The sequence below is a fragment of the Micromonospora sp. S4605 genome, from assembly GCF_003176715.1.
Classification (GTDB): Bacteria; Actinomycetota; Actinomycetes; order Mycobacteriales; family Micromonosporaceae; genus Micromonospora; species Micromonospora echinaurantiaca.
This window is the reverse complement of the sequence record NZ_QGSW01000198.1, coordinates 1-24,722: the sequence shown is the minus strand read 5'-3', so window position 1 is coordinate 24,722 and position 24,722 is coordinate 1. Positions and strand designations below refer to the sequence as shown.

Here is a 24,722-nt window from a genome sequence, read left to right as displayed (position 1 = left end):
GTCCGGCGGCGGGCGGGGCCACGGTCCGGCGGCGGGCGGGGCGACGGACCGGCGGCGGGCGACGGTGGTCGGCGCAGCTAGTAGACTTTCCAGGTCTGTCCGCCAATTGATGATCAAGGCAGGAAATGGCCACCACCAACGACCTGAAGAACGGCCTGGTACTCAACCTCGACGGGGAGCTCTGGTCCGTCGTCGAGTTCCAGCACGTCAAGCCCGGTAAGGGTGGTGCGTTCGTGCGTACCACGCTGAAGAACGTGCTCTCCGGCAAGGTCGTCGACAAGACCTTCAACGCGGGCACCAAGGTCGAGACCGCGACCGTCGACAAGCGCACCATGCAGTACCTCTACGCCGACGGCGAGGACTACGTCTTCATGGATCTGGAGACCTTCGACCAGATCACCGTCCCCGGCGGCACCGTCGGCGAGGCGGCCAACTACCTGCTGCCCGAGGCCGAGGCGACGGTGGCCACCCACGAGAGCGTCCCGCTCTACGTGGAACTGCCCACCAGCGTCGTGCTCGAGGTCACCTACACCGAGCCGGGCCTGCAGGGCGACCGTTCCACCGGCGGCAACAAGCCGGCCACCGTCGAGACCGGCGCGACCGTGCAGGTGCCGCTCTTCATCACCACCGGCGAGAAGATCAAGGTCGACACCCGCGACGGCCGTTACCTCGGCCGCGCCTGATGGCCGAGGGTCCCAAACAGCAGATGCCGGCGCGCCGCAAGGCGCGCAAGCGGGCACTGGACGTGCTCTACGAGGCCGACCTGCGTGACCGGCCGCCGGTGGAGGTGCTCGCGGGCTACCTCGAGCGGATCGAGAAGCCCCGGCCGGAGCACCTCGGCTACGCGGTGAGCCTGGTCGAGGGCGTCGCCGACCACCTCGACAGGATCGACGAGCTGATCGCGAGCTACGCCGAGGGCTGGACGCTCGACCGGATGCCGGCGGTCGACCGCAACCTGGCCCGGATCGCCGTCTACGAGCTGCTCTACGTCGACGAGATCGACGACCCGGTGGCGATCAGCGAGGCGGTGGAGCTGGCCCGGCAGATGTCGACCGACGACTCGCCGCGCTTCCTCAACGGTCTGCTCGGCCGGATCGCCGAGTACGCCACCCGCTGAGCGCGGCCGGTCCGCCGCCCGCGTAAAGCGACACCGACCACGAAAGGGCCCGTGCCGTCCGGCACGGGCCCTTTCGGTGCGACAGCGGTCAGGAGGCGAAGAACGCCCGCGGGTCGGCGACCAGCACACCGTGCTCGGTCAGCCGCTCGATCAGGCCGGACGGCGAGGCGTCGTAGACGATCGCCAGCGCGCGCAGGTCGTCGGCGCGGATGGAGAGCACCCGGCCGTTGTAGTCACCGCGCTGCTGCTGGATGGCACGGGCGTACCGGGCGACGTAGGCCAGGTCCTCCGAGGCCTCGTCGTAGAGCCGCTCCAGGTCCAGGACGATCTTGCTGGTCGGCTCGTGCCGCACCCCGCTGCCGTCGGGCAGCAGCTCCGAGACGGGAACTCGGTAGAAGTCGGCCAGCTCGGCCAGCCGGGACACCGTGACGGCCCGGTCGCCGCGCTCGTACGAGCCGACCACCACCGCCTTCCACCGCCCGTTCGACTTCTCCTCCACCCCCTGCAGGGACAGGCCCTGCTGCTGGCGGATGGAGCGCAGGCGGGCGCCCAGCGACTTGGCGTATTCAGAGGGCATTCGGACACTCCCAGTGCTGCTCGGGGTTCTCCCAGCTATCGCTACGGAGCGTGACGGTACGGGGATTGCGACACCTGGTCAAGTGGTCGTGACCTTCCCGTTGGGTACGCCGGGGGAGTTATCCCCATTTCGCCGGGCTGACCAGGTGCTCAGTGGCCGCCGGCGGTCCGGCCCGTGACCACTGGTAACGTGGCTGAAGCCCACGCCGGGCCGGACCCGGTCCGGCGTGCGGATCCGACGTCCTTTAACGACCCGTCCCGTGAGGCGGGGAAGGAGGTCCGCCGTGGCCTACCCACCGGCTGCCCAGTCGCCGACCGCCCGACAACCCTCGGTGAAGGTGATCCTCACCAGCGCCGACGTCCAGCGGGTGGTCGACCGGATCGCCCACCAGATCCTGGAGAAGACCCAGGGCGCCGCCGACACCGTCCTGCTCGGCATACCCACCCGGGGCGCCCCGCTCGCGAAGCGGCTGGCCGCCCGGATCAGCACCTTCGAGGACGTGACCGTCCCGGTCGGCGTGCTGGACATCACCCTCTACCGCGACGACCTGCGCCGGCACGCCACCCGCGCGGTCGGTCCCACCCAGCTGCCGGCCGGCGGCATCGATGGCAAGCGGGTCGTCCTCGTCGACGACGTGCTCTTCTCCGGCCGGACCGTGCGGGCCGCCCTGGACGCGCTCAACGACGTGGGCCGCCCGGCCTCGGTGCAGCTCGCCGTCCTGGTCGACCGCGGCCACCGGGAGCTGCCGATCCGCGCCGACTACGTCGGCAAGAACATCCCGACCTCGCTCGCCGAGAGCGTCAAGGTCACCCTCGCCGAGACCGACGGCGCCGACGAGGTCAAGCTGTTCGGGGGGACCCCCGCATGATCAGGCACCTGCTCTCCGGCGGCGACCTGGACGCCGCCACCGCCACCCAGATCCTGGACACCGCCGCCGAGATGGCCACCGTCGCCGGCCGCGAGGTCAAGAAGCTCCCCGCGCTGCGCGGCCGCACCGTGGTCAACCTCTTCTACGAGGACTCCACCCGGACCCGGATCTCGTTCGAGGCGGCGGCGAAGCGGCTCAGCGCCGACGTGATCAACTTCTCCGCGAAGGGGTCCAGCGTCGCCAAGGGCGAGAGCCTGAAGGACACCGCGCTGACCCTGCAGGCGATGGGGGCCGACGCGGTGGTGGTGCGCCACCCCGCCTCCGGCGCCGCGCACCGGCTCGCCAACTGGGTCGACGGCTCGGTGGTCAACGCCGGCGACGGCACTCATGAACACCCCACCCAGGCGCTGCTGGACGCGTACACCATGCGGGCCCGGCTGGGCCGGCTGGCCGGCCTGTCGGTCGCGGTGGTCGGGGACGTGCTGCACAGCCGGGTGGCCCGCTCCAACGTGCTGCTGCTGTCCACCCTCGGCGCCAAGGTGACCCTGGTCGGGCCGCCGACGCTGATCCCGGTCGACATCGCGCAGGCGCTCGCGCCCGGCACCGGGGTCTGCTACGACCTGGACACCGTGCTGCCCACCTCGGACGTGGTGATGATGCTGCGGGTGCAGCGCGAGCGCATGAACGACTCCTACTTCCCGTCCGCCCGCGAGTACGCCCGCCGCTACGGCCTGGACGGCCCGCGGATGCGCCGGCTGCCCGAGCACGCGATCGTCATGCACCCCGGCCCGATGAACCGGGGCATGGAGATCACGCCCGAGGTGGCCGACTCGCCCCGCTCCACCATCGTCGAACAGGTCGCCAACGGGGTCTCCGTCCGGATGGCCGTCCTCTACCTGCTGCTCGGGGGGAACAACTCATGACCGCGTACCTGGTCAAGGGGGTCAGCGTGGTGGGGGCCGCGCCGACCGACCTGCTGATCCGCGACGGCGTCGTGGCCGAGGTCGGCGCCGGCCTGACCGCCGACGGCGCCACCGTGCTCGACGCCACCGGCCTGGTGGCCCTGCCGGGCCTGGTCGACCTGCACACCCACCTGCGCGAGCCGGGCCGGGAGGACGCCGAGACCGTCGAGTCCGGCTCGCGGGCCGCCGCCCTGGGCGGCTACACGGCGGTCTGCGCGATGGCCAACACCTCGCCGGTGGCCGACACCGCCGGCGTGGTCGAGCAGGTCTGGCGGCTAGGCCGGGAGGCCGGGCTGGTCGACGTGCAGCCGATCGGCGCGGTCACCGTCGGGCTGGCCGGCGAGCGGCTGGCCGAACTCGGCGCGATGGCCGACTCCGCGGCCCGGGTGCGGATCTTCTCCGACGACGGGCACTGCGTGGCCGACCCGAAGCTGATGCGCCGGGCGCTGGAGTACGTCAAGGCGTTCGACGGGATCATCGCCCAGCACGCCGAGGAGCCCCGGCTCACCGAGGGCGCGCAGATGCACGAGGGCGAGGTCTCCACCCGGCTCGGGCTGACCGGCTGGCCGGCGGTCGCCGAGGAGGCGATCATCGCCCGGGACGTGCTGCTGGCCGAGCACGTCGGCAGCCGGTTGCACGTCTGCCACGTCTCCACCGCCGGCAGCGTCGAGGTGCTCCGGCAGGCCAAGGCCCGCGGGGTCCGGGTCACCGCCGAGGTGACCCCGCACCACCTGCTGCTCACCGACGAGCGGGCGGCGACCTACGACCCGGTCTACAAGGTCAACCCGCCGCTGCGCACCGCCGCCGACATCGCCGCGCTGCGCGCCGCGCTGGTCGACGGCGTGATCGACATCGTCGCCACCGACCACGCCCCGCACGCGGTGGAGGACAAGGAGTGCGAGTGGGCGTACGCCCGGCCGGGCATGCTCGGCCTGGAGACGGCGCTGTCCATCGCGCTCGACGTGCTCGGCCCCGAGTGGGACCTGATCGCCGAGCGGATGTCCCGCACCCCGGCCCGGATCGCCGGGCTGGAGGGGCACGGCCTCGATCCGGCGCCCGGCGTGCCGGCCAACCTGACCCTGGTCGACCCGGCCGCCCGCCGGGTGATCGAGCCGGCCGAGCTGGCCAGCCGCAGTCGCAACACCCCGTACGCCCGCATGACGCTGCCGGGTCGCATCGTGGCGACCTTCCTGCGCGGCGAGCCGACGGTCCTGGACGGAAAGGCTGTCAAGTGACCCGCAGACGATCGGCGATCCTCGTCCTCGAGGACGGACGGACCTTCCACGGCGAGGCGTACGGCAGCGTCGGGGAGACCTTCGGCGAGGCGGTCTTCAACACCGGCATGACCGGCTACCAGGAGACCCTGACCGACCCGTCCTACCACCGGCAGGTGGTGGTGCAGACCGCCCCGCACATCGGCAACACCGGCGTCAACGGCGAGGACGACGAGTCCGACCGGATCTGGGTGGCCGGCTACGTGGTGCGTGACCCGGCCCGGATCGGCTCCAACTGGCGGGCCACCGGCGGGCTGGAGGACCGGCTCGCCACCGAGGGCGTGGTCGGCATCAGCGGGGTGGACACCCGGGCGCTGACCCGGCACCTGCGCGAGCGCGGCGCGATGCGGGTCGGCGTCTCCAGCGTGGAGACCGACCCGCGGGCGCTGCTGGCCCGGGTGCGGCAGGCGCCGCCGATGGTCGGCGCGGACCTCTCCGCCGAGGTGACCACCGCCAAGCCGTACGTGGTCGCCGCCGAGGGCGAGCACCGGTACACGGTGGCCGCGCTGGACCTGGGCATCAAGCGCAACGTGCCGCGCCGGCTGGCCGCGCGCGGGGTGACCACGCACGTGCTGCCCGCCGGCTCCACCATCGACGACCTGCTGGCCACCGGCGCCGACGCGGTCTTCTTCTCACCCGGCCCCGGCGACCCGGCCACCGCCGACGGCCCGGTCGCGCTGGCCCGGGAGGTGCTGCGCCGCGAGATCCCGCTGTTCGGCATCTGCTTCGGCAGCCAGATCCTCGGCCGGGCGCTGGGCTTCGGCACCTACAAGCTCGGCTACGGCCACCGGGGGATCAACCAGCCGGTGCTCGACCGGGCCACCGGCAAGGTCGAGGTGACCAGCCACAACCACGGCTTCGCCGTCGAGGTGCCGGGGGCACGGCAGGGCGCTGTCGTACCCGACCAGGTGATCGAGACCGAGTTCGGCGGCGTCCAGGTCAGTCACGTCTGCCTCAATGACAACGTGGTCGAGGGGCTGCGGGCGAAGGACGTGCCCGCCTTCACCGTCCAGTACCACCCGGAGGCGGCGGCCGGCCCGCACGACGCGGACTACCTGTTCGACCGCTTCGCCGAACTCATCGAGGGGCGCACCGATGCCTAAGCGGACCGATCTCAAGCACGTCCTGGTGATCGGCTCCGGGCCGATCGTGATCGGGCAGGCCTGCGAGTTCGACTACTCCGGCACCCAGGCCTGCCGGGTGCTGCGCAGCGAGGGCATCCGGGTCAGCCTGGTCAACTCGAACCCGGCGACGATCATGACCGACCCGGAGTTCGCCGACGCCACGTACGTCGAGCCGATCACCCCGGAGTTCGTCGAGCTGGTGATCGCCAAGGAGCGGCCGGACGCGATCCTGCCCACCCTGGGCGGGCAGACCGCGCTGAACACGGCGGTCGCCCTGCACTCCTCCGGCGTGCTGGAGAAGTACGGCGTCGAGCTGATCGGCGCGAACATCGAGGCGATCAACCGCGGCGAGGACCGGCAGCTGTTCAAGGACATCGTGGCCAAGGCCGGGGTCCGGCTCGGCGTCGACGACCCGGCCGGGCTGGTGCCCCGGTCCCGGGTCTGCCACTCGATGGACGAGGTCGAGGCGACCGTCGCCGAGCTGGGCCTGCCGGTGGTGATCCGGCCGTCGTTCACCATGGGCGGCCTCGGCTCCGGCATGGCACACACCCCCGAGGAACTGGCCCGGATCGCCGGGGCCGGCCTGGCCGCGAGCCCGGTGCACGAGGTGCTCATCGAGGAGAGCGTGCTCGGCTGGAAGGAGTACGAACTCGAACTGATGCGCGACCGCCACGACAACGTGGTGGTGGTCTGCTCGATCGAGAACGTCGACCCGATGGGCGTGCACACCGGCGACAGCGTGACCGTCGCCCCGGCGATGACCCTCACCGACCGGGAGTACCAGCGCCTGCGCGACCTGGGCATCGCGGTGCTGCGCGAGGTCGGGGTGGACACCGGCGGCTGCAACATCCAGTTCGCGATCAACCCGGCCGACGGGCGGATCGTGGTGATCGAGATGAACCCGCGGGTGTCCCGCTCCTCGGCGCTGGCGTCCAAGGCGACCGGCTTCCCGATCGCGAAGATCGCCGCGAAGCTGGCCATCGGCTACACCCTGGACGAGATCCCCAACGACATCACGCTGAAGACCCCGGCGGCGTTCGAGCCGACGCTGGACTACGTGGTGGTGAAGATCCCGCGGTTCGCGTTCGAGAAGTTCCCCGGCGCCGACCCGGAGCTGACCACCACCATGAAGTCGGTCGGCGAGGCGATGAGCCTGGGCCGCAACTTCACCGAGGCGCTGAACAAGGCGATGCGCTCGATGGAGACCGCGGCGGCCGGCTTCTGGACCCGGCCCGACCCGGCCGGTGCGACGAAGGAGAACAGCCTCGCCGCGCTGGGGATGCCGCACGACGGCCGGCTCTACACGGTCGAGCGGGCGCTGCGGCTGGGCGCGTCGATCGCCGAGGTCGCCACCGCCTCCGGCGGCATCGACCCGTGGTTCCTGGATCAGATCGCCGCCCTGGTCGAGCTGCGTGCCGAGATCGTCGCCGCGCCGGTGCTCGACGCCGACCTGCTGCGCCGGGCCAAGCGGGCCGGGCTGTCCGACCGGCAGCTGGCGGCGCTGCGTCCGGAGCTGGCGGCCGAGGACGGGGTACGCACGCTGCGGCACCGGCTCGACATCCGGCCGGTGTACAAGACGGTGGACACCTGCGCGGCCGAGTTCGCCGCGACCACGCCCTACCACTACTCCTCGTACGACTCCGAGACCGAGGTGGTCGGCTCGGCCCGGCCCAAGGTGATGATCCTCGGCTCCGGGCCGAACCGGATCGGGCAGGGCATCGAGTTCGACTACTCCTGCGTGCACGCGGTGATGGCGCTGCGTACCGCGCCGGTCGGCGGCGCTGCCGGCTCCGCCGGCGCCGGCTTCGAGACCGTGATGGTCAACTGCAACCCGGAGACGGTCTCCACCGACTACGACACCGCCGACCGGCTCTACTTCGAGCCGCTCACCTTCGAGGACGTGCTGGAGGTCTGGCACGCCGAGGACGCCTCCGGCAAGGCGGCCGGCGGACCGGGCGTGATCGGGGTGATCGTGCAGCTCGGCGGGCAGACCCCGCTCGGGCTGGCGCAGCGGCTGAAGAACGCCGGGGTACCGGTCGTCGGCACCTCCCCGGAGTCGATCCACCTGGCCGAGGAGCGGGGCGCGTTCGGCGCGCTGCTGGCCCGGGCCGGGCTGCGCGCGCCGGCGCACGGCATGGCCACCTCGTACGACGAGGCGAAGGCGATCGCCGAGGAGATCGGCTACCCGGTGCTGGTGCGGCCGTCGTACGTGCTGGGCGGTCGGGGCATGGAGATCGTCTACGACGACGCCACGCTGCGCGACTACATCGGCCGGGCCACCGCGATCTCGCCGGACCACCCGGTGCTGGTGGACCGCTTCCTCGACGACGCCATCGAGATCGACGTGGACGCGCTCTGCGACGCCGACGGCGAGGTCTACCTCGGCGGGGTGATGGAGCACATCGAGGAGGCCGGCATCCACTCCGGCGACTCGTCCTGCGCGCTGCCGCCGATCACCCTGGCCGGCTCGCACCTGGCCGAGGTGCGTCGGTACACCGAGGCGATCGCCCGGGGAATCGGCGTACGCGGCCTGCTCAACGTCCAGTACGCGCTCAAGGACGACGTGCTCTACGTGCTGGAGGCGAACCCGCGGGCGTCCCGGACGGTGCCGTTCGTGTCGAAGGCCACGGCCGTGCCGCTGGCCAAGGCGGCCGCCCGGATCGCGCTCGGCGCCACCATCGCCGAACTGCGTGCCGAGGGGCTGCTCCCGGCCACCGGGGACGGCGGCTCGATGCCGCCGGACGCCCCGATCGCGGTGAAGGAGGCGGTGCTGCCGTTCAAGCGGTTCCGCACCCCCACCGGCAAGGGGGTGGACTCGCTGCTCGGCCCGGAGATGAAGTCGACCGGCGAGGTGATGGGCATCGACACCGCCTTCGGGCACGCCTTCGCCAAGAGCCAGTCCGCCGCGTACGGCTCGCTGCCGACCGGCGGGAAGATCTTCGTCTCGGTGGCCAACCGGGACAAGCGCGGCATGATCTTCCCGATCAAGCGCCTGGCCGACCTGGGCTTCGAGATCGTCGCCACCACCGGCACCGCCGAGGTGCTGCGCCGGCACGGCATCGCCTGCGAACAGATCCGCAAGCACTACGAGGCGGGCGCGGGCGAGGACGCGGTGTCGCTGATCCTCGGCGGCGACGTGGCACTGGTGATCAACACGCCGCAGGGTTCCGGCGCCAGCGCCCGCTCGGACGGCTACGAGATCCGCAGCGCGGCGGTCACCGCTGACATCCCGTGCATCACCACGGTGCCCGGCGCGGCCGCCGCGGTGATGGGCATCGAGGCCCGGATCCGCGGCGACATGCAGGTCCGCCCCCTTCAGGAGCTGCACGCCGCCCTCCGGGCCGAGCAGTGATCTTCGAGCGGGTGGTGCGGCCGGGGCTGTTCCGGATCGGGGGCGGGGACGCAGAGGCGGCGCACGAGTGGACGCTGCGCCGCCTGGCCGGGCTTGCTCACCGGCCGGCGGCGCTGGCCGCGCTGCGCGCCCGGTACGCCGTCGCGGCGCCGCGCACGGTGTTCGGCGTCGAGTTCCCCAACCCGGTCGGGCTGGCCGCCGGGATGGACAAGAACGGCGTCGCGCTGCCCGCCTGGCCGGCGCTCGGCTTCGGCTTCGTGGAGGTCGGCACGGTCACCGCGCACCCGCAGCCGGGCAATCCCCGGCCCCGGTTGTTCCGGCTGCGCGACAGCGAGGCCGTGGTCAACCGGATGGGCTTCAACAACGCCGGCGCCGAGGCCCTCGCGGCCCGGCTGGCGGCGCTGCCCCGCCCGCTGGGCGTGCCGCTGGGCATCTCGCTGGGCAAGTCCAAGGTGACCCCGCTGGACGAGGCGGTGGCGGACTACCAGGCCTCCTACCGGGCGCTGCGCGGGCACGGTGACTACTTCGCGGTCAACGTCTCCTCGCCGAACACCCCGGGGCTGCGGGCGTTGCAGGACCGGGCGCACCTGGACGCGCTGCTCGCGGCGCTGGTGGGGGAGAAGCCGGTGCTGGTGAAGATCGCCCCGGACCTGACCGAGCCGGCCATCGCCGAGTTGCTGGAGGTCTGCCTGGCCCGGGGCGCGGCCGGGGTGATCGCCACCAACACCACCCTGGCCCGGGACGGGCTGGCCCCGGCGGACCGGGCGCGGGGCGCGGAGGCTGGCGGGCTCTCCGGCCGGCCGCTCGCCGACCGGGCCCGGCAGGTGGTCGCCTTCGTGCACCGGGAGACCGGTGGCCGGCTGCCGATCGTCGGCGTGGGCGGCATCGTCGACCCGGACGGCGCGGCCCGGATGTTCGACGCCGGCGCCAGCCTGGTCCAGCTCTACACCGGCTTCATCTACCGTGGCCCGGCCCTGGTCCGGGCCGCCGCCCGCGCGTCGGCCGCCGCCCCGGCCACGGCCGGGACCGCGAGCCGGTGAGCCGCCGTCCCGGCGGCGTCCGACCGGGTGCGGCGGAGTCCGCCGGCCGCGCCCGGCACCCGGCCGGACCGACCCCGACCGGGCGGTACCCCCGCCCGGTCGGCATCGCGTTCGACGAGGCTACGAGGGAGCGCACGTGACACCCGAGGAGATCCTGGCCGGGGACCGGGCGCACGTGTGGCATCCGTACGCGGCGCTCCCGCCGGCCAGCCCGCCCTATGTGGTCGAGGGCGCGGAGGGGGTGCGGCTGCGGCTGGCGGACGGGCGGGAACTCGTCGACGGGATGTCGTCGTGGTGGGCGGCGATCCACGGCTACCGGCACCCGGTGCTGGACGCGGCGGTGACCGACCAGCTCGGCCGGATGAGCCACGTGATGTTCGGCGGGCTCACCCACGCCCCGGCGGTACGGCTGGCGCAGACCCTGGTCGAGCTGGCCCCGGACGGGCTGGAACACGTCTTCCTCTGCGACTCGGGCTCGGTGAGCGTCGAGGTCGCGGTGAAGATGTGCCTGCAGTACCAGCGGGCCACCGGCCGGCCGGAGCGCCGCCGGCTGGGCACCTGGCGGGGCGGCTACCACGGCGACACGTTCCACCCGATGAGCGTCTGCGACCCCGAGGGCGGCATGCACCACCTCTGGGGCGACGTGCTGCCCCGGCAGGTCTTCGCCCCGGCGCCACCGGGCGGGTTCGACACCCCGCCCGACCCGGCCTACGAGGCGGCGCTGGTCGACTCGGTCGAGCGGCACGCCCACGAACTGGCCGCGGTGATCGTCGAGCCGGTGGTCCAGGGCGCCGGCGGGATGCGCTTCCACCACCCGCACTACCTGCGGGTGCTGCGCGAGGTGACCCGGGAGCACGGGGTGCTGCTGGTCTTCGACGAGATCGCCACCGGCTTCGGCCGCACCGGCACCATGTTCGCCGCCGAGCACGCCGGAGTGACGCCGGACGTGATGTGCGTGGGCAAGGCGCTCACCGGTGGCTACCTCACCCTGGCCGCGGCGCTGTGCACCCCGCGGATCGCCCGGGGCATCTCCGCGGCCGGTGTGCTGGCGCACGGCCCGACGTTCATGGGCAACCCGCTGGCCTGTGCGGTCGCCAACGCCTCCATCGGGCTGCTGCGGGCCGGAGACTGGGCGGGGCAGGTGGCGAGGCTCCAGGCGGGACTGCGGGCCGGCCTGGAGCCACTGCGCGGCGCGCCGGGGGTGATCGACGTGCGGGTGCTGGGCGGGATCGGCGTGGTGCACCTGGACCACGAGGTGGACCTGCCCGCCGCCACCGTCGCCGCGGCGGAGCGGGGCGTCTGGCTGCGCCCGTTCCGCGACCTGGTCTACACCATGCCGCCGTACGTCACCGACGACGCCGACCTGGCCCGGATCGCGGCCGGCGTGGCGGCGGCGGTGGCGGCCGGCTGAGCCCGGGCCGAGGAACCCACGGCCGGGTACGCGGGTGGCCGACGCGGCCCGCGCGAGGAGCGAGGAGAGGACGAGACGTGGAGACTTTCGGCGCCCGCCTGCACCGGGCCGTGACCGAACGGGGCCCGCTCTGCGTGGGCATCGACCCGCACCCGGGGCTGCTGGCCCGCTGGGGGCTGCCCGACGACGTCACCGGGCTCGACCGGTTCGCCCGGACCGTCGTGGAAGCGCTCGGTGACCGGGTTGCGGTGATCAAGCCTCAGTCGGCCTTCTTCGAGCGGTTCGGCGCGCGCGGGGTCGAAATTCTTGAGTCAACTATCCGACAGTTACGGGATTCCGGCTCGCTCGTTCTGCTTGACGTCAAGCGCGGGGACATCGGCTCGACGGTCGCCGCGTACGCCGCCGCGTACCTCGACCCATCCAGCCCCTTGTATGTCGACGCGGTCACCGCCAGCCCGTATCTCGGCGTCGGTTCGCTCGCTCCGATGTTCGAGCTGGCCGCCGCGCACGGCGGTGGAGTCTTCGTGCTGGCGCTCACCTCCAACCCCGAGGGAGCCGCCGTGCAGCGCGCCCGCGCGGCCGACGGGCGGACCGTGGCGCAGACCGTGATCGACGAGATTTCCCAGCTCAACGCGGGTGCGGAGCCGCTCGGCAGCTTCGGTCTGGTGGTCGGGGCGACCATCGGCGACACCGGTCACGACCTGTCCGCGGTGAACGGTCCGCTGCTCGCGCCGGGCCTCGGCGCGCAGGGCGCCACCCCGGCCGACCTGCGCCTGGTCTTCGGTTCCAGCCTGCCCGCGGTGCTGCCGTCGTACTCCCGGGAGGTGCTGGGCGCGGGCCCCGACGTGGACGCCCTGCGGGCCGCCGCGGAGCGGGCGCTGGCCGACTGCCGGGCCGCGCTGGCTGCCCGTTGACTGACTGACGGGTCGGTCACTTTGTGGTGATCATGGCGCGCCCACGTTGCCGAAAGCTCCGTTGACCGCTAGTTTTCCCCGCGCTGGGAACCATGGACCCCTTGGTTCACAGCGACACCACGTTTCACAGATGCGGCGGTGCGTCCCGCCCGTCGCGATAGGGACCTGAGGAGAACTGGTGCCGCTCCCGTCACTGACCCCCGAGCAGCGCGCAGCCGCGCTCGAGAAGGCTGCGGAGATCCGCAAGGCCCGCGCTGAGCTGAAGGAGCAGCTCAAGCAGGGCAAGACCACCCTCGGAGCCGTCCTTGAGCGGGCCGAGTCCGACGACGTCGTCGGCAAGCTCAAGGTGTCCGCCGTCCTGCAGGCGATGCCGGGTATCGGCAAGATCCGGGCCACCCAGATCATGGAGAAGCTCAAGATCGCCGACAGCCGTCGCCTGCGCGGTCTCGGCGAGCAGCAGCGCAAGGCACTGCTTGGAGAGTTCTCCGCCAACTGACCGTGGCGGCGTGTAGAAACAAGCAGTGAGCACGGAAGGTGAGGCGCGCCCGGCGGCTCGGCTCACTGTCCTGGCCGGACCTTCGGGCACCGGCCGGGAGAGTGTCGTCGAGCTGGTCCGGGCGCGTTCTCCCGCCGTGTGGACGCCGGTGCCGGCGACCACCCGCCCACCGCGCGCGGGCGAACGGCCCGGCACCGACCGGCTCTTCTGCGACCCGGTCGAGTTCGACCGGATGGCCGCCGCCGGCGAGCTGCTGGAGTGGAGCCGGATCGGCCCGTACGCGCGCGGCACGCCGGCCGCGCAGGTACGCGCCCGGCTGGCCGCCGGGCAGCCGGTGCTGCTCCCGCTCGACCTGCCCGGCGCGATCGGCGTCCGGGCCGTGCTTCCCGACACCCGCCTGGTCCTGCTCGTGCCGCCCGGATTCCAGCCGGCGCCGGCCACCCTGGCGGAGACCGACGCCGTCGTGGTGCACGACCTGACCGAGCGGGCGGTCACCGAGCTGGTAGGCTTGCTCGGTTCTTCAATGCCGGCTCCGGCCCGGTCGCCGCTGAGCGGTCGGGTGACGTAGCCGCGTCCGAGCGGTTCTCCAGACGCAGAGGTTAATTCGTGGGATCCATCGCCACCAACCCCGAGGGCATCACCAACCCGCCGATCGACGAGCTCCTCGAGAAGACGACGTCGAAGTACGCCCTGGTCATCTTCGCCGCCAAGCGCGCGCGCCAGGTCAACGCCTACTACAGCCAGCTCGGCGAGGGCCTGCTGGAGTACGTCGGCCCGCTGGTCGAGACCACCCCGCAGGAGAAGCCGCTCTCCATCGCCATGCGCGAGATCAACGCGGGCCTGCTCACCGCCGAGCCGACCGACCAGCCGTAACCCGCCCCGCGCCGATGTCCGCCCGGATCGTCCTCGGGGTCGGTGGCGGCATCGCCGCCTACAAGGCGTGCGAGCTGCTGCGGCTGTTCACCGAGTCCGGCCACCGGGTCCGGGTCGTGCCGACCGCGTCGGCGCTCCGCTTCGTCGGGGCGCCGACCTGGGCGGCGCTCTCCGGCCAGCCGGTCGCCGACGAGGTCTGGTCCGACGTGCACGAGGTGCCGCACGTGCGCCTCGGTCAGCAGGCCGACCTGGTGGTGGTCGCGCCGGCCACCGCCGACCTGCTCGCCAAGGCCGCCCACGGCCTCGCCGACGACCTGCTCACCAACACCCTGCTCACCGCCCGCTGCCCGGTGGTGCTGGCGCCCGCCATGCACACCGAGATGTGGGAGCACCCGGCGACCGTCGCCAACGTGGCCACGCTGCGCGGGCGCGGCGTGCGGGTGATCGAACCCGCCGTCGGCCGGCTCACCGGTGCGGACACCGGCAAGGGCCGGCTGCCCGACCCGGCGGAGATCTTCGCGGTCGCCCGCCGGGCCCTCACCCGTGGCGTCGCCGCCCCGGCCGACCTGGCCGGCCGCCGGGTGGTGGTCACCGCCGGCGGCACCCGGGAGCCGCTGGACCCGGTCCGCTTCCTGGGCAACCGGTCCTCCGGCAAGCAGGGCTACGCGTTCGCCCGCACCGCCGTGGCCCGGGGCGCCCGGGTCACCCTGATCTCGGCCAACGTGGCGCTGCCGGATCCGGCCGGCGTGGACCTGGTCCGGGTCGGCACCACCGAGGAGCTGCGCCAGGCCACCCTCGCCGCGGCCGAGGCGGCCGACGTGGTGGTGATGGCGGCCGCTCCGGCCGATTTCCGGCCGGCGACCTACGCGACTGGCAAAATCAAGAAGTCGGACGACGGCAGCGCGCCCACCATCGAGCTGGTCACCAACCCGGACATCGCCGCCGAGCTGGGCCAGCGCCGTCGACCGGAGCAGGTGCTGGTGGTGTTCGCCGCCGAGACCGGCGACGCCGAGGCCAACGGCCGGGCCAAGCTCGCCCGCAAGCGAGCCGACCTCATCGTGATCAACGAGGTCGGGCCGGACAAGGTCTTCGGCGCCGAGACCAACGCGGCGACCGTCATCGGCGCGGACGGCTCGGTCAGCCGGATGCCCGAGCAGTCGAAGGAGGACCTGGCCGACGGCGTCTGGGACCTCGTGGTGACCCGGCTGGCCGGTCCCTCCTGACGGGTGGTACCGAACACTGACCAGCGCGCGCTGCGCGGACGGTGGTGACTACACTGCCGCGGAACGACTTTTCCATAACTTAGGAGTGCCGTGACACGCCGCCTCTTCACGTCCGAATCGGTCACGGAAGGCCACCCGGACAAGATCGCCGACCAGATCAGCGACGGGATCCTGGACGCGCTGCTCAGCCAGGACCCGCACAGCCGGGTCGCGGTGGAGACCCTCATCACCACCGGCCAGGTGCACGTGGCCGGCGAGGTCACCACCAAGGCGTACGCCGACATCCCGACCATCGTCCGGGAGACCATCCTCGGGATCGGCTACGACTCGTCGAAGAAGGGCTTCGACGGGGCCTCGTGCGGCGTGAGCGTCTCCATCGGCAACCAGTCCCCGGACATCGCCCAGGGCGTCGACAACGCCTTCGAGCTGCGCACCGGCGCCTCGGAGAGTGCCCTGGACGCGCAGGGCGCCGGTGACCAGGGCATGATGTTCGGCTTCGCCTGCTCGGAGACGCCGGAACTGATGCCGCTGCCGATCGCGCTCGCGCACCGGCTGGCCCGCCGCCTCGCCGCCGTACGCAAGGACGGCACCATCCCCTACCTGCGTCCGGACGGCAAGACCCAGGTCACCATCGAGTACGACGGGCTGCGCCCGGTGCGGCTCAACACGGTGGTCGTGTCCAGCCAGCACGCCGCGGACATCTCGCTGGAGTCGCTGCTCACCCCGGACGTGCGCGAGCACGTCATCGCCCCGGAGCTGGAGAGCCTCGGGCTGGACACCGAGGGCTACCGGCTGCTGGTCAACCCGACCGGCCGGTTCGAGATCGGCGGCCCGATGGGTGACGCCGGCCTGACCGGCCGCAAGATCATCGTGGACACCTACGGCGGCTACGCCCGGCACGGCGGCGGCGCGTTCTCCGGCAAGGACCCGTCGAAGGTGGACCGCTCGGCGGCGTACGCGATGCGCTGGGTGGCCAAGAACGTGGTCGCCGCCGGCCTGGCCGAGCGCTGCGAGGCGCAGGTCGCGTACGCGATCGGCAAGGCCCACCCGGTCAGCCTCTTCATCGAGACGTTCGGCACCGAGACGGTGCCGGTCACCTCGATCGAGAAGGCGGTGACCGAGGTGTTCGACCTCCGCCCGGCCGCCATCATCCGGGACCTCAACCTGCTCCGCCCGATCTACCGGCAGACCGCGGCGTACGGCCACTTCGGCCGGGAACTGCCCGACCTGACCTGGGAGAGCACCGACCGGGCCGCCGACCTCAAGTCGGCCGCGGGAGCCTGACCGGCACCAGGCGTAGCGACCGGCGGCCCGCGGACGGGTCGCCGGTCGCTCGCGTCTGTGTGGACGTGCCGCTGGCCCACCTGGACCGGCCCTTCGACTACCTGGTGCCGGCCGAGCTGGACGCGGACGCGACGCCCGGGGTGCGGGTGAAGGTCCGCTTCGCCGGCCAGCTGGTGGACGGCTGGCTGCTGTCCCGGGGCGACGACTCCGGGCACACCGGGCGGCTGGCGTACCTGGAGAAGGTGGTCTCGCCGGAGCCGGTGCTGGCGCCCGAGGTGGCCCGACTGGCCCGCGCGGTCGCCGACCGGTACGCCGGCAGCCTCGCCGACGTGCTCCGGCTGGCCGTGCCGCCCCGGCACGCCCGGGTGGAGAAGGACGTCCGCGCCCGCGCCGCCGAGGGCGGGACCGCCGGGGTGGGCGGCGACGGCCCGGACGCTCCGCCGGCGCCCGGCAGCCCGGCTGCCACGCCAGACCCCACCGATGCGGACGCCACGGCGGAGTCCGCCGGTCTGGGTGCCGGTGCGGCTGCCGGTGCGGACGCCACGACGGAGTCGCCCGGCCAGGACCCCGCGTCGCGGCCTGCCGGTGCGGAGCCCGCCGGTCCGGGAGCCGGGGGAGAAGCCGCCGGCCCGGTGGGCCCGCCCGACCCGCACGGCTGGCGGGAGTACCCGGCCGGGCCGGCCCTGCTCCGGGCACTGGCCGAGGGTCGGGCGCCGCGGGCGGTCTGGTCGGCGCTGCCGGGGGAGGACTGGCCCGCCCGCTACGCCGACGCGGTCGCCGCGACCGTGGCCGGCGGCCGGGGCGCGGTGGTGGTGGTCGCCGACAACCGCGACCTGGACCGCCTGGACGCCGCGCTGACCGCCGCGCTGGGCCCCGGCCGGCACGTCTGCCTCTCCGCCGCGCTCGGTCCCGCCCGGCGCTACCGGGCGTTCCTCGCCGCTCGGCGCGGCGACGTGCCAGTGGTGATCGGCACGAGGGCGGCGATGTTCGCCCCGGTGGACCGGCTCGGCCTGGTCGCCATCTGGGACGACGGCGACGACCTGCACGCCGAGCCCCGGGCCCCCTACCCGCACGCCCGGGAGGTGCTGCTCACCCGCGCCCAGCTCGGTGCGGCGGCCGCCCTGGTCGGCGGGTACACCCGCACGGCCGAGGCGCAACTGCTGGTGGAGACGGGCTGGGCCCGGGAGGTGGTGGCCGACCGGGCCACCGTGCGGGCGCGGATGCCGGCGATAGCGCCGACCGGCGACGATCCTCAGTTGGCGCGTGACTCGCAGGCCGCCAGCGCCCGACTGCCCAGCCTCGCCTGGACCACCGCCCGGGACGCGCTGCGCGCCGACCGGCCGGTGCTGGTCCAGGTGCCCCGGCGCGGCTACCTGCCCGCGGTGGCCTGCGCCGACTGCCGGACCCCGGCGCGCTGCCCGCACTGCGCCGGCCCGCTCGCCCTGCCGTCGGCCGCCGGCACCCCCGCCTGCCGCTGGTGCGGCCGGGTCGCCGCCGCGTACGCCTGCCCGCAGTGCGGTGGTCGGCGGCTGCGCGCCTCGGTCACCGGCGCCCGGCGCACCGCCGAGGAGCTGGGCCGGGCGTTCCCCGGCGTGCCGGTGCGCACGTCCGGGCGGGAGGAGGTGCTCGCCACCGTGCCCGGCGGCGCCGGCCTGGTGATCGCCACCCCGGGCGCCGAACCGGTCGCCGACGGCGGCTACGGCGCCGTGCTGCTGCTCGACTCCTGGGCCCTGCTCACCCGGGCCGATCTGCGGGCCGGGGAGGAGGCGCTGCGCCGCTGGCTGGCCGCCGCCGCGCTGGCCCGGCCGGGACCGGCCGGCGGCCGGGTGGTGGTGGTCGCCGACGGCGCGCTCGCCCCGGTGCAGGCGCTGCTGCGCTGGGACGCCGCCTGGTTCGCCGAACGGGAGCTGGCCGAGCGGCGCGAGCTGGGCTTCCCGCCGGCGGTGCGGATGGCCAGCGTGACCGGCCAGCCGGCGGCGGTGGCCGACCTGCTGGCCGAGGCCCGGCTGCCCGCCGAGGCCGAGCTGCTCGGGCCGGTGCCGGCGGACGGGGAGCGGGAGCGGATGCTGGTCCGGGTGCCCCGGGCCCGGGCCGCCGCGCTGGCCGAGGCGCTGCACTCCGCCGCCGGGGTGCGGACCGCGCGCAAGGCCGCCGATCCGGTCCGCCTCCAGGTCGACCCGCTGGCCCTGTTCTGAGCGCCCCGACCCGGGCGTGCGGCCGGCGGCCGGGCCGCGGATCCGGGGCGCCACCGGCCGCCCGTCGCACCCGGTGTCCGGGAAACCGCTGGCCATGAGGTGATAGCATCGCCCGTCATGCCCGGGCGTACGACGGCTCCAGGTCGCGGCGCGGCGTCAGGCGCGCCGAGCTGGACCTGCCGCAGGACGGCGCGACGGTGGCGCCGAACGCGTCGGTCGGCGCGGTGTCGGGATCTCTAACAGCCGGTGATCAGGGGTGGACCAGTCGTGACCGTTCGTCAGTCGATCGTCTTCAACGGTGACCTCGGCAGCGGCAAGAGCACGGTGTCGGTGGAGATCGCCAAGCGGTTGGGGTTGCGCCGGGTCAGCGTCGGCGACCTCTACCGCGAGATGGCGCAACAGCGGCAGATGACCGCGCTGCAGCTCAACCTGCACGCCGAGCTGGACCAGGCGGTCGACGGCTACGTCGACCAGCTCCAGCGGGACATCGCGGCGTCGGGCGAGCGGTTGGTCATGGACTCCCGGCTGGCCTGGCACTTCTTCACCGACGCGGTCAAGGTGCACATGATCACCGAGCCGACCGAGGCGGCCCGCCGGGTGCTGGCCCGCCCGTCCGGCCCGGCGGAGAGCTACACCTCGCTGGAGGAGGCCCGGGCCAAGCTGAAGGAGCGCAGCGAGAGCGAGCGGAGCCGGTTCCTGGTCCGCTACGGGGTGGACAAGGCCCGGCTGCGCAACTACGACCTGATCTGCGACACCACCCGGGCGTCGGCCGCCGAGGTGGTCGAGCACATCATCGACGCGTACGAGGGCCGGCTCGGCGCGGATGTGCTGCGCGACGCGCCGCCGCTGCTGCTGCTCGACCCGGCCCGGGTGTACCCGACCGAGGACATCGCCACCCTGCGCGGCCTCTGGGACTCCGAGTTCGTCGGGGACGTCGCCTCGGCCGGGGACGAGGCGCTGGAGCCGCTGAAGATCGGCTACACCGGCGAGTACTTCTTCGTCGTCGACGGACACCGCCGGCTCAGCGCCGCCCTGCAGAACGGCTTCCACCTGGTGCCGGCGCAGCTGGTCGCCGAGGTCGACGAGCCGGTGGTCGGTGGGATGAGCGCGGTGGACTACTTCACCGCCCAGGTCCGGCCCGGCGTGGTCTACGACTGGGAGGCCGCTCACAAGATCGAGCTGCCGCTGCCGGAGCACGCCCGGCACGCCGGCGACGCGGTGCTGGCCGGGGAGCCGGGCGCGGGCGCCTGAGCCCAGCCCCACCGGCGTGACCTGGCCGACGGCCGGGCCCGCGCCGACCCCGCCGATCGACCGTCCGGGACCGACCGGCGACCCGGCCGATCGGGTCGTCCGGGCCGATCGGGTCGTCCGGGCTCAGGCCCGAGCGACGCCCGGCGACCGCCGGGCCGCCACCGCTGTCGCGAAGGCCCGCACCATCGGGTGCGGCTCGTCGCCGTCGCCGGCCAGCTCCGGCTGGAAGAGGGTGGCCAGGAAGAACGGGTGCCCGGGCAGTTCGGCGACCCGTACCTGCCCCTGCGGGTCGTGCCCGGTGAACCGGATGCCGTGCTCGACCAGGGTGGCCAGGTAGCGCGGGTTCAGCCCGTAGCCGCACTGGTAGCGTTCGGTGCTGCGGTCGACGCCGGTGCTCCGCTGCGCCAGCGAACCGGCGGTGAACACCACCGGCCCCTCGTGGCCGTGCAGCGCGCAGGCGAGCGGCTCGATCAGCAGCTCCCCGGCGTCCGGCGCGTTCTCGCCGTGGGCCACGTCGGCCAGGCACCGACCGCGTAGCCGGCGGCGACCAGCAGCCGCAGACCGCGCGGGCGTACTCCAGCAGGGTGTGCTGGAACCCGCCGCAGGTGGCCAGCAGCGGGATGCCGCCGGTGCGGGCACGGCGCACGGCGTGCAGCGCGCCGGCCTCGCTGCGGTAGGGGCTGCCGGGTAGCAGCCAGATCCCGTCGAAGTCGGCGAGCCGGCTCGCCGCCGCCTCGTCGGTGGGGATCCAGTACGCCTCCAGGTCGACGCCGTGCCGGTCCCGCAGGGCGGCCAGCAGGGCGGGCACCCGGGTGTGCGAGCGGACGGCGGGGGAGCGGTCGCCGACGAGGGCGAGCCGGGCAACGGCCGAGGTCATGCCGCCCATCGTCGCCAGCCCGGGCCGATCACGTCCAACGATGATCCGTACTGGCCGGATCAGGAACACTTATCGGCCGTGGACCCGCACCTGCTGCGCACCTTCACCGTCGTCGCCCGCCGCCGGTCGTTCTCGGCGGCCGCCGCGGAACTCGGCTACACCCAGTCGGCGGTCAGCCAGCACATCGCCGCCCTGGAGGCCGATCTCGGCGTACGCCTGCTGGACCGCCGGCCGGTGGCGCCGACGGCCGCCGGGGCCCGGCTGCTCGGGTACGCCGAGCCGATCCTGCTCCGGCTCGCCGCGGCGCGGGCCGACCTGGCCCGGCTGGCCACCCCGCGACCGGGGCCGCTGCGGATCGGCGCCACCCCGCTGGTGGTGGCCGCGGCGGCCCGGCTCGCCGAAGGCGGGCGGGGCGGCGCGCTGACGCTGCACGTCACCACCCGTGCCGACCTGCCACGCCGGGTCGCGACGGACGAGCTCGACCTCGGGCTGCGCGACGGGTTCGCCGCCCCCAACGATCCGCTGCCCGGCGCCGACCTCGGGCCGATCCGGGCCGAGGCGCACGGGGTGGAGCCGGTGGTGGTGGCGCTGCCCCGAACCCATCCGCTGGCCGCCCGCCGCGCCCTCGGGCTCGCGGACCTGGCCCTCGCCCGCTGGGTCGACGCGCCGGAGGTCGCCGCCCCGCTGACGCAACTGCGCGCGGTCACCGGCGCTGACGGGTTCCGCGCCGCCCTGCGCTACCTCGGCACGGACGTCGCGGGCCTGCTGGCGGTGGTGGCCGCCGGGCACGGGCTGGCCGTGCTTCCGGCCGGGGTGGTACGGGCGCGCGTCGACCTGGTCGGGGTGGCGCTGGCGGATCCACGGCTGGTGCACCGGGTCGAGCTGCTCCGGCCGGCGCCGGCGGATGGTCCGCCGGGCGGATCGGGTGGATGATGAGGTCCGTCGATCGGGGAGGCCGGCCATGGACGCTGCCGAGGCGCTGACGCTGCTGATGTCACCGCAGGGGCGCGTCGACCCCTACCCGACCTACGAGCGGCTGCGCCGGTACGGTCCGGTGATCGAGGCGGCCCCGGCGTACTACGTGGTGACCGGCTACGCCGAGGCCGACGAGATCCTCCGCGACCCGCGGTTCGGGGTGCTCGACGACGAGCTGCGCGACCAGCTCTGGCCCGGCTGGCGGGAGAGCCCGGCGGTGACCTCGATCTCCAGGTCGATGCTGCGGACCAACCCGCCGGACCACAGCCGGATGCGCCGGCTCGCCTCCGGCGCGTTCACCCCGCGCCGGGTCGCCGCGCTGCGGGAGGTGGTCGCCGCGCAGGCCGGCGAGCTGGTCGACGCGATGCGCGAGCGGGGCCGCGCCGGTGAGTCCGTCGACTTCATGACCGAGTTCGCCTACCCGCTGCCGGTCGGGGTGATCTGCGCGCTGCTCGGCGTGCCGGCCGCCGACCGGCCGCTGTTCCGCCGCTGGGCGGCGGACCTGACCGGGGTGCTGGAGCCGGAGATCACCCCGGCCGAGCTGGCCGTCGCCGACCGGGGCGCGCGCGAGCTCAGCGCGTACTTCGCGGAGCTGGTCGCGGCCCGCCGCCGCGCCCCGGCCGACGACCTGACCACCGCGCTGGTGCAGGCGCACGACGCCGACGGCGCCCGGCTCTCCGGCGACGAGCTGCTGGCCAACCTGGTGGTGCTGCTGGTCGCCGGTTTCGAGACCACCACCAACCTGCTCGGCAACGGCCTGGTGGTGCTGCTGCGTCACCCGGGCCAGGCCGACGCCCTGCGCGCCCGGCCCGACCTCGCGCCCGGCTACGTCGAGGAGGTGCTGCGCTACGACTCGCCGGTGCAGCTCACCAGCCGGCTGGGCACCGCACCGGCGACCGTCGGCGGCGTCGACCTGCCGGCCGGCAGCTGGGCGCTGCTGCTGCTCGGTGCGGCCAACCGGGACCCCCGGCGCTACCCGGAGCCGGCCCGCTTCGACCCCTGGCGGGCGCAGCAGCAGCCGCTGTCGTTCGGGGCCGGCCCGCACTACTGCCTCGGCGCCGGGCTGGCCCGGCTGGAGGCTCAGGTCGCCTTCCCGCTGCTGCTGCGCCGGCTGCCCGACCTGGCCCTGGCCGGCGAGCCGCGGCACCGCACCCGGCTGACCCTGCGCGGCTACGACACGCTGCCGGTGCGGGTCGGGGCGGTGGCGCCGGGCACCGATCGCGGTACGCCGGCCGGGCGCCGTCCCGGCACTCCGTAGACTGGTACGGCCCAGTTCGTCCCACCCGTGAAGGAGCCACCCCGCGTGACCGTCCAGCCCATCCGTCTGTTCGGCGACCCGGTGCTGCGCACGCCGGCCGATCCGGTGGTCGACTTCGACGCCGAGCTGCGCAAGCTCATCGCCGACCTGACCGACACCATGCGCGAGCAGAACGGCGCCGGCCTCGCCGCGCCGCAGCTCGGCGTGGGGCTGCGGGTGTTCACCTTCGACGTGGACGACGTGCTCGGCCACCTGGTCAACCCGGTCCTGGAGTTCCCCGACGAGGAGGAGCAGGACGGCCCGGAGGGCTGCCTGTCCATCCCCGGGCTCTATTTCGACACCAAGCGCCGGCAGAACGTGATCGCCAAGGGGTTCAACGGCTACGGCGACCCGTTGCAGATCGTCGGCACCGGCCTGATGGCCCGCTGCGTGCAGCACGAGACCGACCACCTCGACGGGGTGCTCTTCGTCGACCGGCTCGACCCGGCCGGGCGCAAGGAGGCGATGAAGGCGATCCGCCAGGCCGAGTGGTACGACCCGGCTGCGCCGCCGACGGTCAAGCTCAGCCCGCACGCCGCCGGCAGCAGCCCCTTCGGCCTGGGTCGGTGAGCGGCCGGTGCGGGTGATCTTCGCCGGCACGCCGGCCGTCGCCGTCCCGGCCCTGGCCGCGGTGGCCGCGTCCCGCCACGAGCTGGTGGCCGTGGTCACCCGGCCGGACGCGCCCGCCGGGCGGGGCCGGGGCCTGGTCCGGTCCCCGGTCGGCGCGTGGGCGGACGAGCAGGGCGTGCCGGTGCTCACTCCGGCCCGCCCACGCGAGCCGGAGTTCCTCGACCGGCTGCGCGAGCTGGCGCCGGACTGCGTACCCGTGGTGGCCTACGGTGCGCTGGTGCCGCCGGCCGCGCTGGAGATCCCCCGGCACGGCTGGGTCAACCTGCACTTCTCGTTGCTGCCCGCCTGGCGCGGCGCGGCGCCGGTGCAGCACGCCGTGCTGCACGGCGACGAGATCACCGGGGCCAGCGTGTTCCAGCTGGAGGAGGGGCTGGACACCGGCCCGGTCTACGGCACGCTGACCGACGAGATCCGGCCCACGGACACCTCCGGCGACCTGCTGGAGCGGCTCGCCCACTCCGGCGCGGGCCTGCTGGTGGCGGTGCTGGACGCCATCGAGGACGGCACCGCCCGGGCCGAGCCGCAGCCCGCCGACGGGGTGTCGCTGGCGCCGAAGCTCACCGTGGAGGACGCCCGGGTGCGCTGGTCGGAGCCGGCGTTCGCGGTGGACCGCCGCATCCGGGCCTGCACCCCGGCGCCCGGCCCGTGGACCACCTTCCGCGCTGAGCGGGTCAAGCTCGGCCCGGTCACCCCGGTGGCCAACGGGCCCGAGCTGAAGCCCGGCGAGCTGCTGGTGGAGAAGTCCCGGGTGCTCGCCGGCACGGCCACCGTGCCGGTGGTGCTCGGCGAGGTGCGCGCGGCGGGCAAGCGGGCCATGCCGGCGAGCGACTGGGCGCGCGGCGCCCGGGTCGCCGCCGGCGAGGTGATGGCGTGACGGGGCCGGCCGAGCGCCCCGCGACGGAGGGGCGCCGCGAGGAGCGCCCCGGCGCGGGGCGGGCCGGCGGTGGCGAGCGCGGTGCGCGGCCCCCGGCCGGCCGGGGGC

Annotated in this window: 23 protein-coding genes and 1 pseudogene; 21 read left to right on the top strand and 3 right to left on the bottom strand. The window is 74.3% G+C overall.

The window, feature by feature from the left end:
• Nucleotides 1-125: 125 nt before the first annotated feature.
• Nucleotides 126-683 carry an elongation factor P gene (gene efp, locus DLJ47_RS16030; protein WP_109900801.1) on the top strand — a complete coding sequence of 186 codons (558 nt, stop codon included), beginning with the start codon at nt 126-128 and terminating at the stop codon, nt 681-683.
• 23 nt (nt 684-706) lie between these two features.
• On the top strand, nt 707-1,117 hold the full coding sequence (gene nusB / locus DLJ47_RS16025; protein WP_172899525.1) for a transcription antitermination factor NusB: 411 nt from the start codon (nt 707-709) through the stop codon (nt 1,115-1,117).
• A gap of 88 nt (nt 1,118-1,205) precedes the next feature.
• Here the strand turns inward: nusB and bldD are convergent, their stop codons facing one another.
• Nucleotides 1,206-1,694, bottom strand: a complete 489-nt coding sequence (gene bldD, locus DLJ47_RS16020) for a transcriptional regulator BldD (protein WP_013285505.1) — start codon at nt 1,692-1,694, stop codon at nt 1,206-1,208.
• Nucleotides 1,695-1,977: 283 nt separating this feature from the next.
• Here bldD and pyrR point away from each other — a divergent pair, with 283 nt between their 5' ends.
• The 15 genes from pyrR to DLJ47_RS15945 all read left to right on the top strand — a co-directional run bounded on the left by pyrR (nt 1,978) and on the right by DLJ47_RS15945 (nt 19,961).
• Entirely contained in the window at nt 1,978-2,562 is a 585-nt protein-coding gene (gene pyrR, locus DLJ47_RS16015; protein WP_109900800.1) for a bifunctional pyr operon transcriptional regulator/uracil phosphoribosyltransferase PyrR, read from the top strand.
• A complete protein-coding gene (locus DLJ47_RS16010; RefSeq protein WP_088994804.1) occupies nt 2,559-3,485 on the top strand; it encodes an aspartate carbamoyltransferase catalytic subunit in 927 nt (308 codons plus the stop codon). Before pyrR ends, DLJ47_RS16010 begins: the two co-directional genes overlap by 4 nt.
• Complete coding sequence (locus DLJ47_RS16005) at nt 3,482-4,759, top strand: dihydroorotase (protein ID WP_109900799.1); 1,278 nt, start codon at nt 3,482-3,484, stop codon at nt 4,757-4,759. Before DLJ47_RS16010 ends, DLJ47_RS16005 begins: the two co-directional genes overlap by 4 nt.
• A complete protein-coding gene (gene carA / locus DLJ47_RS16000; RefSeq protein WP_109900798.1) occupies nt 4,756-5,901 on the top strand; it encodes a glutamine-hydrolyzing carbamoyl-phosphate synthase small subunit in 1,146 nt (381 codons plus the stop codon). The genes DLJ47_RS16005 and carA overlap by 4 nt, the downstream gene beginning before the upstream one ends.
• Nucleotides 5,894-9,274 (top strand): carbamoyl-phosphate synthase large subunit, encoded by a 3,381-nt coding sequence (gene carB / locus DLJ47_RS15995; protein ID WP_109900797.1) that lies wholly within the window; start codon nt 5,894-5,896, stop codon nt 9,272-9,274. Before carA ends, carB begins: the two co-directional genes overlap by 8 nt.
• The gene (locus DLJ47_RS15990; RefSeq protein WP_109900796.1) at nt 9,271-10,314 is read left to right on the top strand and encodes a quinone-dependent dihydroorotate dehydrogenase; all 1,044 of its coding nucleotides are present in this window, start codon (nt 9,271-9,273) and stop codon (nt 10,312-10,314) included. The genes carB and DLJ47_RS15990 overlap by 4 nt, the downstream gene beginning before the upstream one ends.
• Before the next feature lie 136 nt (nt 10,315-10,450).
• Nucleotides 10,451-11,725 (top strand): adenosylmethionine--8-amino-7-oxononanoate transaminase, encoded by a 1,275-nt coding sequence (locus DLJ47_RS15985; RefSeq protein ID WP_109900795.1) that lies wholly within the window; start codon nt 10,451-10,453, stop codon nt 11,723-11,725.
• A gap of 77 nt (nt 11,726-11,802) precedes the next feature.
• Nucleotides 11,803-12,639 carry an orotidine-5'-phosphate decarboxylase gene (pyrF, locus tag DLJ47_RS15980; RefSeq protein WP_109900794.1) on the top strand — a complete coding sequence of 279 codons (837 nt, stop codon included), beginning with the start codon at nt 11,803-11,805 and terminating at the stop codon, nt 12,637-12,639.
• Between the two features lie 178 nt (nt 12,640-12,817).
• Nucleotides 12,818-13,135 (top strand): integration host factor, actinobacterial type, encoded by a 318-nt coding sequence (gene mihF, locus DLJ47_RS15975; protein ID WP_088994797.1) that lies wholly within the window; start codon nt 12,818-12,820, stop codon nt 13,133-13,135.
• A gap of 25 nt (nt 13,136-13,160) precedes the next feature.
• The gene (locus DLJ47_RS15970) at nt 13,161-13,703 is read left to right on the top strand and encodes a guanylate kinase (RefSeq protein WP_109900793.1); all 543 of its coding nucleotides are present in this window, start codon (nt 13,161-13,163) and stop codon (nt 13,701-13,703) included.
• Between the two features lie 38 nt (nt 13,704-13,741).
• A complete protein-coding gene (rpoZ, locus tag DLJ47_RS15965; protein WP_013285517.1) occupies nt 13,742-14,008 on the top strand; it encodes a DNA-directed RNA polymerase subunit omega in 267 nt (88 codons plus the stop codon).
• A 14-nt stretch (nt 14,009-14,022) separates the two neighbouring features.
• Nucleotides 14,023-15,231, top strand: coding sequence for a bifunctional phosphopantothenoylcysteine decarboxylase/phosphopantothenate--cysteine ligase CoaBC (gene coaBC, locus DLJ47_RS15960; protein ID WP_109900792.1), 1,209 nt, complete (start codon nt 14,023-14,025; stop codon nt 15,229-15,231).
• Nucleotides 15,232-15,321: 90 nt separating this feature from the next.
• A complete protein-coding gene (metK, locus tag DLJ47_RS15955) occupies nt 15,322-16,515 on the top strand; it encodes a methionine adenosyltransferase (protein ID WP_088994794.1) in 1,194 nt (397 codons plus the stop codon).
• Nucleotides 16,516-16,574: 59 nt separating this feature from the next.
• Nucleotides 16,575-18,710, top strand: coding sequence for a primosomal protein N' (locus DLJ47_RS15950; protein WP_109900791.1), 2,136 nt, complete (start codon nt 16,575-16,577; stop codon nt 18,708-18,710).
• 267 nt (nt 18,711-18,977) lie between these two features.
• Nucleotides 18,978-19,961 carry an AAA family ATPase gene (locus DLJ47_RS15945; protein WP_088994792.1) on the top strand — a complete coding sequence of 328 codons (984 nt, stop codon included), beginning with the start codon at nt 18,978-18,980 and terminating at the stop codon, nt 19,959-19,961.
• Nucleotides 19,962-20,084: 123 nt separating this feature from the next.
• Here DLJ47_RS15945 and DLJ47_RS36300 read toward each other — a convergent pair whose 3' ends face one another.
• Both DLJ47_RS36300 and DLJ47_RS36295 read right to left on the bottom strand, forming a co-directional pair.
• Nucleotides 20,085-20,474, bottom strand: coding sequence for a hypothetical protein (locus DLJ47_RS36300; RefSeq protein WP_109900790.1), 390 nt, complete (start codon nt 20,472-20,474; stop codon nt 20,085-20,087).
• Between the two features lie 49 nt (nt 20,475-20,523).
• Nucleotides 20,524-20,838, bottom strand: a pseudogene (locus DLJ47_RS36295) (glutamine amidotransferase-related protein); the annotation flags it as partial.
• Between the two features lie 78 nt (nt 20,839-20,916).
• Here DLJ47_RS36295 and DLJ47_RS15930 point away from each other — a divergent pair.
• Genes DLJ47_RS15930 through fmt form a run of 4 tightly spaced genes read left to right on the top strand, consistent with a single transcriptional unit; the run spans nt 20,917 to nt 24,614 of the window.
• A complete protein-coding gene (locus DLJ47_RS15930) occupies nt 20,917-21,771 on the top strand; it encodes a LysR family transcriptional regulator (RefSeq protein ID WP_109900789.1) in 855 nt (284 codons plus the stop codon).
• A 28-nt stretch (nt 21,772-21,799) separates the two neighbouring features.
• A complete protein-coding gene (locus tag DLJ47_RS15925; RefSeq protein WP_109900788.1) occupies nt 21,800-23,071 on the top strand; it encodes a cytochrome P450 in 1,272 nt (423 codons plus the stop codon).
• Nucleotides 23,072-23,116: 45 nt separating this feature from the next.
• A complete protein-coding gene (def, locus tag DLJ47_RS15920; RefSeq protein WP_109900787.1) occupies nt 23,117-23,680 on the top strand; it encodes a peptide deformylase in 564 nt (187 codons plus the stop codon).
• A gap of 7 nt (nt 23,681-23,687) precedes the next feature.
• Nucleotides 23,688-24,614 carry a methionyl-tRNA formyltransferase gene (gene fmt / locus DLJ47_RS15915; RefSeq protein WP_109900786.1) on the top strand — a complete coding sequence of 309 codons (927 nt, stop codon included), beginning with the start codon at nt 23,688-23,690 and terminating at the stop codon, nt 24,612-24,614.
• The last annotated feature ends 108 nt before the right edge of the window (nt 24,615-24,722 follow it).

Excerpts from the sequence above, each read along its gene's own strand:
- DLJ47_RS16005 (WP_109900799.1), top strand. The coding sequence starts at position 3,482 with ATGACCGCGTACCTGGTCAAGGGGGTCAGCGTGGTGGGGGCCGCGCCG.
- coaBC (WP_109900792.1), top strand. The coding sequence starts at position 14,023 with ATGTCCGCCCGGATCGTCCTCGGGGTCGGTGGCGGCATCGCCGCCTAC.
- carB (WP_109900797.1), top strand. The coding sequence starts at position 5,894 with ATGCCTAAGCGGACCGATCTCAAGCACGTCCTGGTGATCGGCTCCGGG.
- efp (WP_109900801.1), top strand. The coding sequence starts at position 126 with ATGGCCACCACCAACGACCTGAAGAACGGCCTGGTACTCAACCTCGAC.
- DLJ47_RS16010 (WP_088994804.1), top strand. The coding sequence starts at position 2,559 with ATGATCAGGCACCTGCTCTCCGGCGGCGACCTGGACGCCGCCACCGCC.
- bldD (WP_013285505.1), bottom strand. The coding sequence starts at position 1,694 with ATGCCCTCTGAATACGCCAAGTCGCTGGGCGCCCGCCTGCGCTCCATC.
- nusB (WP_172899525.1), top strand. The coding sequence starts at position 707 with ATGCCGGCGCGCCGCAAGGCGCGCAAGCGGGCACTGGACGTGCTCTAC.
- DLJ47_RS15925 (WP_109900788.1), top strand. The coding sequence starts at position 21,800 with ATGGACGCTGCCGAGGCGCTGACGCTGCTGATGTCACCGCAGGGGCGC.